Here is a 12790-nt window from a genome sequence, read left to right as displayed (position 1 = left end):
ATCAGAGAGAGTGTGCTGAGTGACACAGGGCAATGCCGGTTTGCCGTTGGCAGATAGGCAAAAGGCACCTTTCGGTGCCTCGCATGAATCTTATAGCTGTCGGTGATCTCCTGTGGGAGCGGGCTTGCTCGCGAAAGCGGTGTATCAGTCAACATGGATGCTGAATGTAATAGCCTCTTCGCGAGCAAGCCCGCTCCCACATTAGGATCTGCTGTGTTTCAACGCCGGCGTTTTTCCAGCGAATAAACAAACGGTGCAACAATTTCAATGGCGCCGTTAGTCAGCATATCGGCCGGTGGCTTGGGCAGCGGCTGGGCGCGTTTGATCATTTCCAGGGTGGCCCGGTCCAGATCAGCATTACCGGAGCGGCCCACCAGTTCGAACGACAGCACGTTACCTTCGGCATCCACCACGAAGCGCAGACGGTTCAACCCTTCCTTGCCCCGCGCCTGTGCACTGGCCGGGTACTTTTTGTACTTGGCCAAGTGAGCGAGCAGGGTGCCTTGCCAACTGGCCTTGGCCGCTTGCTGCGCTGGCGATGGGCCGGGTGCCGGTTGTGCGGATTTCTCCGTCGGCGCCTGAGTCGGTTGCGCGTCGCTTGGTTTTTCCTCGGATGGTTTTTCCTTCGGCGGCTCCGGCTTTTTCTCCACAGGCTTGGGCGGTTGAGGCTTGGGCTTGGGTTTGACCGGTTTCGGCACGGCAATCTCGGCCTTCGGCGCTTCAGCCAGTTTCGGGATAGGCAGTTCTTCCACCGGGGCGGGTGGCTGTGGTGGCGTTATGACCTTCGGCGGTGCCGGCGGTGGTGGGGCCGGAACCGGCGCCAACTCGACCATCATCGCCTGCGGCGGCAGCTCGATTGGCGGGCGCGACGTCCAGTTCAGCGCCAGCGCAATGGCCAGCGCATGGACGCCTAGCACCACGGCCAGGCTCCCGCTGTAACGCGTCAGATTTTGGCGCGTCGTGATCATTTCTTGACTGCCGTCTCGAGTCCGACCAGACCAACCTTCAGGTAACCGGCGGCGCGCAGTGCGTCCATCACGCTCATCAGGTCGCCGTAGTCCACGCCTTTATCGGCCTGGAAGAAGATCGTCGTGTCTTTCTTGCCCTTGGTCTTGGCGTCCAGAGTGGCGCCGAGTGCTTCGGCTTTCACTTCTTCTTCGCCGAGGAACAGGCGCTGGTCAGCCTTGACGCTAAGGAACATCGGTTTCTCTGGCCGCGGCGCCGGTTTGGCGGTGGAGGCGGGCAGGTCGACCTTGATATCCACGGTTGCCAGCGGGGCGGCCACCATGAAGATGATCAACAGCACCAGCATCACGTCGATGAACGGCGTGACGTTGATTTCGTGGTTCTCGGCCAGATCGTCGTCTGCGCCTTCTTTCAAATGCAGGCCCATGGCCGATTACCCCACTTTCACCATGTGCGGTTGCGAGCTGCGCTCAGGCTGGTGGTCGAGGTCACGGCTGACCAGCAGCAGAACTTCAGCCGAAGCGTCGGACACCTGCGCCTTGTAACCGGCGATGGAGCGGGCGAACACGTTGTAGATCACCACGGCAGGAATCGCGGCAACCAGGCCCAGCGCAGTGGCCAGCAGGGCTTCGGCGATACCGGGAGCCACGACGGCGAGGTTGGTGGTCTGGGTTTTGGCGATGCCGATGAAGCTGTTCATGATGCCCCACACGGTACCGAACAGACCGACGAACGGCGCGGTGGAGCCGATGGTGGCGAGGACGCCGGTGCCGCTGCTCATGTTGCGACCGCAGGCTGCCACCAGACGCTCGAGGCGGAAGGCGACGCGTTCCTTGATGCCTTCTTTCTCGCGGCTGTTGGCTGACAGGCGCATTTCTTCCAGCGCATCGTGCACCAGCAGGTTGGCGAGGGTGCCTTCCCTGGTCGCCGAAGCGCTGGCTTCTTTAAGGGTGGTGGCTTTTTTCAGGTGGACGATTTCGGTACGCAGACGACGCTTGGCGCCCATCAGCTCGAAACCCTTGGCGATCCAGATGGTCCAGGTGATGATCGAGGCGATGGCCAGACCGATCATCACGATTTTCACGATGATGTCGGCGTTTTGGTACATGCCCCATGGAGAGAGGTCGTGAGCCATGCCCAGGGTGTTGTCGGCTTCAAGGACTTCAGGAGCATCTTCGGCGATGGGGTCTACGGCTTGGGCCGGATCGGTCGCGGCCGGAGCTGCTGCAGGAGCAGCTTGATTTGCCGGAGCCTCGGCTGTCGTGGCCGGGGAGGCTGGAGCTTGTGCGTCAGCGAAAGCGGCGGTTGGCGCCAGCATCAGGCTGAGCAACAGGGCGGCCACCGCGCTCCAGGCGCGAGGTCGTTTGGTTGGCGAAGCGGGGAATTGATTGCGTGTCATGCTGGCCGGACCTGAGAAAGAAAATCGGTAGATGCTCTTCCAGGCCTCGCGAGGCCGAGAGCAAAAGTGGCGGGCATTATTGCAAGTAATTCTTGTTAACAGAAGTAATAGAGTATCTTTTTTTCCTTGATTGCTAGCCGCTTGTCCCTTGCCGGCGCTAGGCTGTGCCTTTCTGATGGGAGTTTTTTGATGTCTGCGCCTTCTGTTTTGATCGCCGGCTGCGGTGATGTTGGCAGCCGTCTGGCTACGCAATTGTTGGCTTTGGGGTGGGAAGTCCACGGCTTGCGGCGTGACGTCTCGCGCCTGCCCAAGGGTGTGATTGGCGTTGCTGGCGACTTGTTCAATAAAGACTGCCCGGCAACCTGGCCAGTCGGTGCAGTGGATTACCTGGTGTATTGCGCGGCCGCCACCGATCACGATGAGGCCGGTTACCGCACCGCTTATGTGCAGGGTTTGCAGCACGTGCTGGAATGGCTGGGCGACTACGGGCAAGTACCCAATCGGCTGCTGTTCGTTTCCAGCAGCAGCGTTTACGGCCAACAGGAGGGCGAGTGGGTCGACGAAGCTTCGCCGGCCGTGGCGGCTGGGTATTCCGGGCGTGTGATGCTCGAGGCCGAGCAGATTGCCCTCAATAGCGGTATTCCCGCCAGTATTGTGCGATTGACCGGTATCTACGGCCCAGGCCGCGAATGGCTGTTGACCCAGGTTCGCCGGGGTTATCGCGTGGCGATCGATCCGCCGCTGTACGGCAACCGCATTCACGCGGACGACGCGGCGGGGTTGATGGCGTTTCTACTTGAAGCGGATCGACGCGGCGTGGCGCTGGATGACGTCTATATCGGTGTCGATGACGCGCCGGCACCACTCGCAGAAGTCGTGGACTGGTTACGTGAATACTTGGGCGTAACCGAATGGGCCGAAGACGCGAGCGTGCGGCGTGCGGGCAGCAAGCAATGCAGCAATGCTAGAGCGAAGGCCTTGGGCTGGACACCGCAGTATCCAAGCTATCGCGAAGGTTATGCCGCGATCCTCGAAGGCCGCTGCTGACTCCCGGACACCACAAACAAATGTGGGAGCGGGCTTGCTCGCGAAGAGGTCATAACATTCAACATCATCGTTGACTGTTACACCGCTTTCGCGAGCAAGCCCGCTCCCACATGGGATCTTCTTTGAAGTTAGATCCGGATTACTGCTTTTCCAACAACCACTGCCGATTGCCAGGCGTGTAGGTCGGCTGTTCATCCTGCAAGGCAGTGTTGATCGCCGGAAAGATTTCCAGCTGCTTGCCTTTGCGGGCGAAGATCCACGGACTGCCTTGGCCATTCAACTGCAACCACAGGCTATCGTTGCCGCTGCTCATCGAAGCGCAATCACCCGCCAGACACAGGGCATAACGATCCGCACCCTGCAGGCCGGAAACCTGGCCGTCAGCCTGGAACTGCACCGTGCTGCCTTCACCGGGACCGCTGACGACTTTCCAGCTGCCACCCATATAGGCTGAATACAGCGCGCGTTCAAAACTGGCGCCAAGCGGTGCGCCCTCCGGCGCTGGAGTCAGAACGCGGTCGAAGACCTGCTCTGGTTCGTTTTCGGTCGCGGCCTGGCTCAATTGCTGGCCATCGCGTTTTAGCTCACTGCCAGAGCTGCCATAAAAGTCGATTTTCCAGGCGCCGGACTCTTCGCCCAGCAGCTTGCCTTCGACATTTTCAAACCCATTGGTGTAGCGGGCCTGAGCGGCCTTGGTGTTGACGTCCCACTCCAGGTTGGGGCCATAAGCCTGGAGCGCTTCACGCAGGGGGCCGCCTTTGGATGCAGCATCGATCGCCACCTGATTGATCCAGGTGCCGCTGATATCACGGTCGGCAGGGTCGCTGGCACAACCGCCCAGGAGTAGGGCGAGCAGCGAGAGAGCAAGCGCTTTGCGCATTTTGGAATCCTTTCAGAACCCTTTTTTTACGAGATAAGTCAGCGCAGCCTGTTTAGGGCTGCGCCGTACGCATTTACTCGATGACCAGGATGGCATCCATTTCAACCTGCGAACCCTTCGGCAGGGCTGCTACGCCGATGGCGGCGCGGGCAGGGTAAGGCTGGTCAAAGTACTTGCCCATGATCTCGTTGACCTTGGCGAAGTGGCTCAGATCGGTGAGGAAGATGTTCAGTTTGACGATGTCCTTGAACGAACCACCGGCAGCTTCAGCCACGGCCTTGAGGTTCTCGAACACCTGGACGGTCTGGGCTTCGAAGCCTTCAACCAGTTCCATGGTTTTTGGGTCCAGAGGAATTTGACCCGACATGTAGACAGTGTTGCCAGCCTTGATCGCCTGGGAGTAAGTACCGATGGCGGCCGGGGCCTTGTCGCTGGTGATAACAGTCTTGGTCATGAATGACTCCTTGTAATGGTGGGCTTATGCACGCATGCGGGTGATGCGAATCACCCCGGTCAGGGCGCGCAGTTTCTTGATCACGCGGGCCAGGTGCACGCGGTCGTGCACGCTGACCACCAGTTGGACCACGCTGATGCGACCATCGCGTTCGTCCATGCTGATTTTTTCGATATTGCCGTCGGCCGCGTTGACGCTGCTGGCCAGCAGGGCGATCAGGCCGCGTTGGTGTTCCAGCTCGACGCGCAGTTCGACGTTGAATTCACCGGTGACATCCTTGGCCCACGAGAGCTGGATGCATTTTTCCGGGTTGTGGCGGATTTCGCTGATGTTGCGGCAGTTGTCCAGGTGCACAACCATGCCTTTGCCTGCGGACAGATGGCCGACAATCGGGTCGCCCGGGATCGGCGTGCAGCACTTGGCGTAACTGAGTACAAGGCCTTCGGTGCCGCGAATCGCCAGTGGGCCTTCCGCGCTTGGCAATTGCTCGCCTTCGCCCAGCAAGCGGCGGGCGACCACATAGGCCATGCGATTGCCCAAGCCGATGTCTTCGAGCAGGTCTTCGATCAATTCGAGGCGGTACTCGGCGAGCATCGCCTTGACGCGCTCGGCCGGGACTTTGTCCAGGGAGCTGTCGAAACCGTTGAGGACTTTGTTCAGCAGGCGTTCGCCGAGGCTGATGGATTCGGAGCGGCGTTGCAGCTTCAGCGCATGGCGGATGTGAGTCCGCGCCTTGCCGGTGACCACGAAGTTGAGCCACGCCGGGTTCGGCCGTGCGCCGGGAGCGCTGACGATCTCGACCGTGGAGCCGCTTTGCAGCGGTTCGGACAGCGGCGCGAGACGACGATTGATCCGACAGGCAATGCAGCTGTTGCCCACGTCGGTGTGCACCGCGTAAGCGAAGTCGACTGCCGTGGAGCCTTTCGGCAGCTCCATGATCCGGCCTTTGGGCGTGAACACGTAGACCTCGTCCGGGAACAGGTCGATCTTCACGCTTTCGATGAATTCCAGCGAGTTGCCGGCCCGTTGCTGCATTTCCAGCACGCCTTTGACCCACTGGCGGGCGCGGGCGTGAGTGCCTTTGGGCTGCTCGTCGCCGCTGGATTTGTACAGCCAATGGGCGGCGATGCCGTTGTTGGCCATTTCTTCCATTTCACGGGTGCGGATCTGGATCTCGATCGGAACACCGTGCATGCCGAACAGCGTGGTGTGCAGCGACTGGTAGCCGTTGGCCTTGGGGATCGCGATGTAATCCTTGAAGCGCCCCGGCAACGGTTTGTACAAATTATGCACAGCACCCAGCACGCGGTAGCAGGTATCGACCTTGTCGACGATGATCCGGAACGCATAGACGTCCATGATCTCGTTGAAGGCCCGACGCTTGCCGCGCATTTTCTTGTAGATGCCGTAGAGGTGTTTCTGGCGCCCGCTGACCTCGCCCTGGATCTCATCGATGGCCAGGCAATGACTGAGGGATTCTTCGATCTTGTTGACGATTTCCTTGCGGTTGCCCCGGGCGCGTTTGACCGCCTGGTTGATCCGCGCGGAACGCATCGGGTGCATGGCCTTGAAGCCGAGGTCTTCGAATTCTATGCGAATGGCGTGCATGCCCAGCCGATTGGCGATGGGTGCATAGATTTCCAGGGTTTCCTTGGCGATCCGCCGACGCTTTTCGCCGGACAGGACTTCCAGCGTGCGCATGTTGTGCAGGCGGTCGGCCAGCTTGACCAGGATCACGCGAATGTCGCGCGCCATGGCCATGGCCATTTTCTGGAAGTTTTCGGCCTGGGCTTCGGCTTTGGTTTCGAAGTTCATCTGGGTCAGTTTGCTGACCCCGTCGACCAGTTCGGCCACGGTTTCGCCGAACTGCGCTTGCAGCGCTTCCTTGGCAATACCGGTGTCTTCGATCACGTCATGCAGCATTGCAGCCATCAAGCTCTGATGGTCCATGTGCATGTCGGCAAGAATGTTCGCCACGGCAAGAGGATGCGTGACGTACGCCTCACCGCTACGGCGGCGCTGGCCGTCGTGGGCTTGTTCGGCGTAGAAGTACGCTCGGCGGACCAGGTTGACCTGGTCCTTGCCGAGGTAGGTCGATAAGCGATCGGCGAGGGCGTCTATGCTCGGCATGATGATTCCTGCCGTTCGCTGTGACCCCGCGCCGTGCTACGTCGACCAGGCATGGCTTAGACTGCCTCGTTGGACTCGTCCTCGAACGCTGCGAACAGCGGTTCGTCTTCGACGATTTCAGCGTTGGCGATGAACTCGTAGCTCATCAGGCCTTCCGCGATTTCACGCAGGGCTACAACGGTAGGTTTGTCGTTTTCCCACTGTACCAGGGGCTCTTTGCCGCCGGTGGCCAGTTGACGGGCACGCTTGGTAGAGAGCATGACCAGCTCAAAGCGGTTTTCCACGTGTTCTAGGCAGTCTTCAACGGTTACGCGGGCCATGGTATTCCTCGGAGCGAATGCAAAATGCGCGCTGCCCGGTTGGGCGAGCGGACTCGACAGTTTAAAAAATCACCAGCGATTAGGGAAGCGCTGTTTTTTTGACCAAGCCCTTCAACCCGCTGCAAGTGCCAATGTAAAGCCCCCGCAGCGGTTTTGGGAAGAGCAAATCAACCCAGCAATTCAGCCAAAAGTTTTCCGTTACGCTGCTGCTGACGCTTCTGATGCAGCTGGTTTGCGCGGAAAATCGCCTTCAGATCGTCCAGTGCGTGGGCGAAATCGTCGTTGATGATCAGGTAGTCGTAGTCGACGTAGTGGCTCATTTCGCTGACGGCTTCGCGCATGCGGCCCTCGATGATCTCGTCGCTGTCCTGGCCGCGATTGGTCAGGCGCTGGCGCAGCGCTTGCTGGCTCGGCGGCAGAATGAAGATCGATCGCGCCTGGGGCATCAACTTGCGCACTTGCTCGGCGCCTTGCCAATCGATTTCCAGAATCAGGTCGTGGCCTTCATCGAGAGTCTGCTGCAAGTGGCTTTGCGAGGTGCCGTAGAGGTTGCCGAAAACTTCGGCGCGCTCCAGGAAATCGCCATGTTCGATCATCTTCACGAACTGTTCGCGCGAGACGAAGTTGTAGTTCACGCCGTCCACTTCGCCCGGGCGCATGGCGCGGGTGGTGTGGGAAACGGAAACCTGAATCTGCGGCTGGGCGTCGATCAACGCCTTGACCAGGCTGGTCTTGCCGGCGCCCGAAGGCGCGGAAATGATGTAGAGAGTGCCGGTGCTGTGGGTCATGTCGGTTTTGCCTTACTCAATATTCTGCACTTGTTCGCGCATCTGCTCGATCAACACTTTGAGGTTGACCGCCGCCTGGGTGCTGCGCGGGTCGAAGGCTTTGGAGCCCAGTGTGTTGGCTTCGCGGTTGAGCTCCTGCATCAGGAAATCCAGGCGCCGACCGGCAGCGCCGCCGGATTTGAGCACCCGGCGAACTTCGATGATGTGGGTGCTCAGGCGATCCAGTTCTTCGGCAACGTCGCTTTTTTGCGCGAGCATGACCATTTCCTGCTCCAGCCGCTGCGGGTCCATCTCGGCTTTCATGTCGGCGAAGCGATCAAGGACTTTCTGGCGCTGGGTGGCGAGCATCTGCGGGACCAGTTCACGCAAGGTCACCACGTCTTCCTCAATGGAGGTCAAGCGATCGTTGATCAGCCGCGCCAGCTCAGCGCCTTCTCGCTCACGGCCGGCCTTGAGTTCCTTCAGGCCTTCGTTGAACAGCGCCAATGCTTCGGCATTCAGGGCTTGCGGGTCGGTCGCGTCGCCTACCAGCACACCGGGCCAGGCCAGGACTTCGAGCGGGTTCAGCGCCGCCGGATTCTTGATCAGGCTGGCGATCGTCTCGGCAGCAGCGACCAGTTGCGCGGCGCGTTCGCGGTCCACTTGCAGTGGTTTGTCGGTGTTTTCTTCGGTGAAACGCAGGGTGCATTCGAGCTTGCCCCGGGAGATTCCCTGGCGCAGCGCTTCGCGGACTGCGCCTTCGAGATCGCGGAAGGACTCCGGCAAACGCAAGTGGGGTTCCAGGTAGCGGCTATTGACCGAGCGCAGTTCCCAGCTAAGGGTGCCTTGGGCGCCGGCTTTCTCGACGCGGGCGAAGGCGGTCATGCTGTGCACCATGGAGGTACCTCGCAATGCAGGCCGGCGCGCAACCTTCAAGGTTTCGCGGACCCGCTATCTGTGAATTTAAGCCGAGAGGCAGCAAAGGCGCAGGATTGTAGCGCAGTGGGGCGGATGCGCCCAAACACACCGTGTGACAAAGAGCTGCAGGCCGTCGGCTACGCTCTATTCAGGGCCTTCAATCGTCGGGCGAATTTTTTAGAAGTGCCCAGGCGCGGCCCACGGCTCTATAATGCTCCGCAGTTTTCCGTCCCCGTACAGGTATTCCCTATGAAACGTCCAAGTGGTCGCGCTGCCGATCAGCTCCGCTCGATCCGCATTACCCGCAACTACACCAAACACGCCGAGGGATCTGTACTGGTCGAGTTCGGTGATACCAAAGTCATCTGCACCGTCAGCGTCGAGAACGGCGTGCCGCGCTTCCTCAAAGGTCAGGGCCAGGGCTGGCTGACTGCCGAATACGGCATGCTGCCGCGCGCCACCGGCGAGCGTAACCAGCGTGAAGCGAGCCGTGGCAAGCAAGGCGGCCGTACTCTGGAGATCCAGCGTCTGATCGGTCGTTCCCTGCGCGCGTCGCTGGACATGTCCAAGCTGGGCGACGTTACCCTGTACGTCGACTGCGACGTGATCCAGGCTGACGGCGGCACCCGCACCGCGTCCATCACTGGCGCCATGGTTGCACTGGTAGATGCCTTGAAAGTGATCAAGAAGCGCGGTGGCCTGAAAGGTGGCGACCCGCTCAAGCAAATGATCGCCGCCGTTTCGGTGGGCATGTATCAGGGCGAGCCTGTGCTCGACCTCGACTACCTGGAAGACTCGGCTGCCGAGACCGACCTGAACGTGGTGATGACCAGCACTGGCGGCTTCATCGAAGTCCAGGGTACTGCCGAAGGCGCACCGTTCCAGCCGGAAGAGCTGAACGCTATGCTTGAACTGGCGAAGAAAGGCATGACCGAAATCTTCGAGCTGCAAAAGGCTGCACTGGCCGACTGATCGGGCCGTTCCACGCAAGGAGGACGCCATGAGTGACGAGCAACAGCTGCTTCCCACCCCGAGCAAAGAAGTTCGGCAGTGGGCGATGTTTTGTCACCTGTCCGCCTTGCTGGGGATCTGGATTCCGTTCGGCACGTTGATCGGGCCGCTGATTCTCTGGCAGATGAAGCGCGAGATGGACCCGTTTGTCGATGCGCAGGGCAAGGAGGCGCTGAACTTTCAGATCACCGTCGCCATTGCTTCCGCCATCTGCTTCCTGCTGATGGTGGTTATCGTTGGGTTCTTCCTGTTTGGTCTGGTGGCGATTGGTGCGCTGGTGTTGACGATCATTGGCGGAGTGAAGGCCAATGAAGGTGTGCCATATCGGTATCCGTTCACTTGGCGATTGATCAAGTAGGTCGCGACCGCGGTTTATAGCAAATGCCCTGACTTGTCGGGGCTTTTGTTTTTTTGCAATTAGATAAATGTCTCCAGTCGTGTACGGCGGTTGCCATTTTAGTTGAATGCTAAGTCCCGCCCAAAGTTTGTTATCTCTCTTACACTTTTAGTCACAACTGCAAAGCCTCAACGCCGCCTATATTCTTGGCAATAAGACTTGGCGATTGATAAAGTTGCCCCACGTAATAACTATCAAGAAATATTTCGATACGTTCAGGCCATTGACGGTCCCTGGATCTAAAATCAATCAGCGTTGAGACGAATCAACCTGTTCAAAAGGCGTGCCCAGGTAAAAAGTTCGCCTCTGAATGTATATCCAAGAATATCCCAATGGTTCAGCTCGATTTCTATGGAACACTTGTGGCCGCCTCTTTAGTGCTTTTGTTGGGGCGCGGACTTGTCGCACATGTTGGTTTCTTACGCACTTATAATATTCCTGAGCCAGTAGCAGGCGGCCTGGTAGTTGCTCTGGTTCTCTTGGCTTTGCGAGTCCTTGACGTTGAAGTTCGATTTGATACTTCACTGCAGACTCCTTTGATGTTGGCGTTTTTTGCCACCATTGGCTTGAGTGCAGACTTCGCCAGCCTGAAGAAAGGCGGGCGCGTAGTAGGGATTTTTCTACTGGCGGTCATCGGGCTTTTGGTGGTCCAAAATGCCATGGGCATCGGGCTCGCAACGGCGTTGGGGCTTGATCCGTTGATAGGCCTGCTGACGGGCTCGATTACGTTGGCGGGCGGGCACGGTACAGGTGCTGCGTGGGGAGCGACGTTCAGTGAAAAGTTCGGTCTCGCTTCCGCCTCTGAACTCGCGATGGCCTCTGCGACATTTGGCTTGGTGCTGGGTGGTTTGATTGGTGGTCCTGTCGCTCGCCTGCTCATCAAGCGTGTCCAGACACCCGGCTGCGAGCAAGGAAAGCCACGACTGCCAAAGGGCTTTGAGCAGCCGAACAAGGAGCGCTCGATCACGCCATTTTCGTTTATCGAGACACTCGCTCTGATCGCTGTCAGCTTACTGGCAGGCACACTGCTAAATGGCCTGCTGCACGAAACCGCATTTGAGTTGCCGACGTTTGTTTGTGTCTTGTTCGTGGGTGTAGTTTTACGGAACGGGCTTTCAGCACTTGGCTTGTATCAGGTGTTTGAGCGTGAAGTTTCCGTGCTGGGGAATGTCAGCTTGTCGCTGTTTCTGGCGATCGCTCTGATGTCGCTCAAACTGTGGGATCTGGCTGCACTGGCTTTGCCGTTCTTCATCATTCTGGCTGCGCAAACGTTGGTCATGGCGCTGTTTGCGATTTTCGTGACGTTTAGATTGATGGGTAGTAACTACGATGCAGCAGTACTGGCGGCAGGACACTGCGGTTTTGGACTGGGTGCCACGCCAACTGCCATCGCTAACATGCAAGCGGTGACACAGCGTTACGGGCCTTCGCAGATAGCGTTCCTGGTGGTGCCAATGGTGGGGGCTTTCTTTATCGACATCATTAACGTCATCGTGATCAAGTTGTACCTCGCGCTGCCGTTTTTCGCTGTTTCTTGATGTTCAGGCGCGCCTTTTACCCCGGATAGCGCATAAGAAAAATGCCCGTATCTTGCGATACGGGCATTTTCTTCGACTGGCCGGCTTTTTTGTCAGTGACAAAAAACACTTAGATGGTCAATGTCCAGTCGTAGTCCACGATCAGCGGTGCGTGCTGCGAGAACCGTGGCTGACGTGGCAAGCGCGCGCTGCGTACGAAGCGGCGCAGGCCAGGTGTCAGCAACTGATAGTCGAAACGCCAGCCGAGGTTGAGCATTTCGGCCTGTTCGTTATCCGGCCACCAGCTGTACTGGTCGCCTTCACGGCTGACTTCGCGCAGGGCATCGACATAACCCATGTTGCCGACAATCTCGTCCATCCAGGCACGTTCAGGTGCCAGGAAGCCCGGAGATTGCTGGCTGTCGCGCCAGTTCTTGATATCCAGCTTTTGTTGCGCCACGTACAGCGAGCCACAATAAATGTACTCGCGACGTTTGCGCCGCTGTTTATCCAGATAACGGGCGAAATCGTCCATTAGCTTGAACTTCTGGTTCAAATCTTCATCGCCGTTCTGCCCTGAAGGGAGCAGTAAGGTCGCGATGCTGACCTTGTCGAAATCGGCTTGCAGGTAGCGCCCGTAGCGGTCGGCCGTCTCGAAGCCGAGACCGCTGATGACTGCCTTCGGTTGCAGCCGCGAATACAAAGCCACGCCACCTTGGGCGGGAACTTCGGCTTCGCAGGCATAAAGGAAGTAGCCATCCAGTTGGAAGGCTGGATCGTCCAGTTCAAAGGCGGAGGCGCGGGTGTCCTGCAGGCAGATGACGTCGGCATTCTGTGCTTGCAGCCAACTGAGCAAACCTCGCTCCACTGCAGCCTGAATACCATTGACGTTCACACTGATGATCCGCATAAATGGCCCCAAAAATCGCGTGCGTGTATGATACACGGCGTCAACCTAATTAGCTAAATCCGTGGTATTTGGGG

14 protein-coding genes are annotated in these 12790 nt (G+C 58.7%); 4 read left to right on the top strand and 10 right to left on the bottom strand.

The features are described 5' to 3' along the window. Positions 1-218: 218 nt before the first annotated feature. From ACA055_RS29465 to exbB, 3 genes are read right to left on the bottom strand one after another with little or no spacing between them, the layout of a single operon-like run. The gene (locus ACA055_RS29465; RefSeq protein WP_497681718.1) at positions 219-968 is read right to left on the bottom strand and encodes an energy transducer TonB family protein; all 750 of its coding nucleotides are present in this window, start codon (positions 966-968) and stop codon (positions 219-221) included. Further along, positions 965-1393, bottom strand: a complete 429-nt coding sequence (gene exbD / locus ACA055_RS29460; protein ID WP_497681717.1) for a TonB system transport protein ExbD — start codon at positions 1391-1393, stop codon at positions 965-967. Before exbD ends, ACA055_RS29465 begins: the two co-directional genes overlap by 4 nt. 6 nt (positions 1394-1399) lie before the next feature. After that, on the bottom strand, positions 1400-2365 hold the full coding sequence (gene exbB, locus ACA055_RS29455; protein ID WP_497681716.1) for a tonB-system energizer ExbB: 966 nt from the start codon (positions 2363-2365) through the stop codon (positions 1400-1402). A 189-nt stretch (positions 2366-2554) separates the two neighbouring features. Between exbB and ACA055_RS29450 the strand changes: the two genes are divergently transcribed. Further along, positions 2555-3412 carry an SDR family oxidoreductase gene (locus ACA055_RS29450; RefSeq protein WP_497681715.1) on the top strand — a complete coding sequence of 286 codons (858 nt, stop codon included), beginning with the start codon at positions 2555-2557 and terminating at the stop codon, positions 3410-3412. 139 nt (positions 3413-3551) lie between these two features. On the opposite strand, the gene ACA055_RS29445 is transcribed toward ACA055_RS29450, so the two are convergent. The 6 genes from ACA055_RS29445 to ACA055_RS29420 form a co-directional block, all read right to left on the bottom strand. Then, on the bottom strand, positions 3552-4292 hold the full coding sequence (locus ACA055_RS29445) for a hypothetical protein (RefSeq protein WP_497681714.1): 741 nt from the start codon (positions 4290-4292) through the stop codon (positions 3552-3554). A 73-nt stretch (positions 4293-4365) separates the two neighbouring features. Further along, entirely contained in the window at positions 4366-4746 is a 381-nt protein-coding gene (locus tag ACA055_RS29440; RefSeq protein ID WP_003229509.1) for a RidA family protein, read from the bottom strand. A 24-nt stretch (positions 4747-4770) separates the two neighbouring features. Next, positions 4771-6876, bottom strand: coding sequence for a bifunctional GTP diphosphokinase/guanosine-3',5'-bis pyrophosphate 3'-pyrophosphohydrolase (spoT, locus tag ACA055_RS29435; protein WP_497681713.1), 2106 nt, complete (start codon positions 6874-6876; stop codon positions 4771-4773). Between the two features lie 56 nt (positions 6877-6932). Further along, positions 6933-7196: a DNA-directed RNA polymerase subunit omega gene (gene rpoZ, locus ACA055_RS29430; RefSeq protein ID WP_003177259.1), complete on the bottom strand. Its 264-nt coding sequence runs from the start codon at positions 7194-7196 to the stop codon at positions 6933-6935. A gap of 167 nt (positions 7197-7363) precedes the next feature. Further along, complete coding sequence (gene gmk, locus ACA055_RS29425; RefSeq protein WP_059403875.1) at positions 7364-7984, bottom strand: guanylate kinase; 621 nt, start codon at positions 7982-7984, stop codon at positions 7364-7366. Positions 7985-7996: 12 nt separating this feature from the next. Beyond that, positions 7997-8860 (bottom strand): YicC/YloC family endoribonuclease, encoded by an 864-nt coding sequence (locus ACA055_RS29420; RefSeq protein WP_033059347.1) that lies wholly within the window; start codon positions 8858-8860, stop codon positions 7997-7999. 270 nt (positions 8861-9130) lie between these two features. On the opposite strand from ACA055_RS29420, the gene rph reads away from it, so the two are divergent. From rph to gltS, 3 genes are all read left to right on the top strand, one after another. Continuing rightward, positions 9131-9853 carry a ribonuclease PH gene (rph, locus tag ACA055_RS29415; protein WP_010465211.1) on the top strand — a complete coding sequence of 241 codons (723 nt, stop codon included), beginning with the start codon at positions 9131-9133 and terminating at the stop codon, positions 9851-9853. Between the two features lie 28 nt (positions 9854-9881). Next, entirely contained in the window at positions 9882-10250 is a 369-nt protein-coding gene (locus ACA055_RS29410) for a DUF4870 domain-containing protein (protein WP_497681712.1), read from the top strand. Between the two features lie 371 nt (positions 10251-10621). Beyond that, entirely contained in the window at positions 10622-11827 is a 1206-nt protein-coding gene (gltS, locus tag ACA055_RS29405; protein WP_497681711.1) for a sodium/glutamate symporter, read from the top strand. 109 nt (positions 11828-11936) lie between these two features. Here gltS and crc read toward each other — a convergent pair whose 3' ends face one another. Continuing rightward, complete coding sequence (gene crc, locus ACA055_RS29400) at positions 11937-12716, bottom strand: catabolite repression control protein Crc (RefSeq protein WP_007934608.1); 780 nt, start codon at positions 12714-12716, stop codon at positions 11937-11939. Positions 12717-12790: the final 74 nt, after the last annotated feature.

The organism is Pseudomonas sp. LBUM1657 (assembly GCF_059716075.1).
This window is presented reverse-complemented; position numbering and strand designations above follow the sequence as displayed.

Coding starts and splice junctions, on each gene's coding strand:
- ACA055_RS29465 (WP_497681718.1), bottom strand. CDS start 968: ATGATCACGACGCGCCAAAATCTGACGCGTTACAGCGGGAGCCTGGCC.
- exbD (WP_497681717.1), bottom strand. CDS start 1,393: ATGGGCCTGCATTTGAAAGAAGGCGCAGACGACGATCTGGCCGAGAAC.
- exbB (WP_497681716.1), bottom strand. CDS start 2,365: ATGACACGCAATCAATTCCCCGCTTCGCCAACCAAACGACCTCGCGCC.
- ACA055_RS29450 (WP_497681715.1), top strand. CDS start 2,555: ATGTCTGCGCCTTCTGTTTTGATCGCCGGCTGCGGTGATGTTGGCAGC.
- ACA055_RS29445 (WP_497681714.1), bottom strand. CDS start 4,292: ATGCGCAAAGCGCTTGCTCTCTCGCTGCTCGCCCTACTCCTGGGCGGT.
- ACA055_RS29440 (WP_003229509.1), bottom strand. CDS start 4,746: ATGACCAAGACTGTTATCACCAGCGACAAGGCCCCGGCCGCCATCGGT.
- spoT (WP_497681713.1), bottom strand. CDS start 6,876: ATGCCGAGCATAGACGCCCTCGCCGATCGCTTATCGACCTACCTCGGC.
- rpoZ (WP_003177259.1), bottom strand. CDS start 7,196: ATGGCCCGCGTAACCGTTGAAGACTGCCTAGAACACGTGGAAAACCGC.
- gmk (WP_059403875.1), bottom strand. CDS start 7,984: ATGACCCACAGCACCGGCACTCTCTACATCATTTCCGCGCCTTCGGGC.
- ACA055_RS29420 (WP_033059347.1), bottom strand. CDS start 8,860: ATGGTGCACAGCATGACCGCCTTCGCCCGCGTCGAGAAAGCCGGCGCC.
- rph (WP_010465211.1), top strand. CDS start 9,131: ATGAAACGTCCAAGTGGTCGCGCTGCCGATCAGCTCCGCTCGATCCGC.
- ACA055_RS29410 (WP_497681712.1), top strand. CDS start 9,882: ATGAGTGACGAGCAACAGCTGCTTCCCACCCCGAGCAAAGAAGTTCGG.
- gltS (WP_497681711.1), top strand. CDS start 10,622: ATGGTTCAGCTCGATTTCTATGGAACACTTGTGGCCGCCTCTTTAGTG.
- crc (WP_007934608.1), bottom strand. CDS start 12,716: ATGCGGATCATCAGTGTGAACGTCAATGGTATTCAGGCTGCAGTGGAG.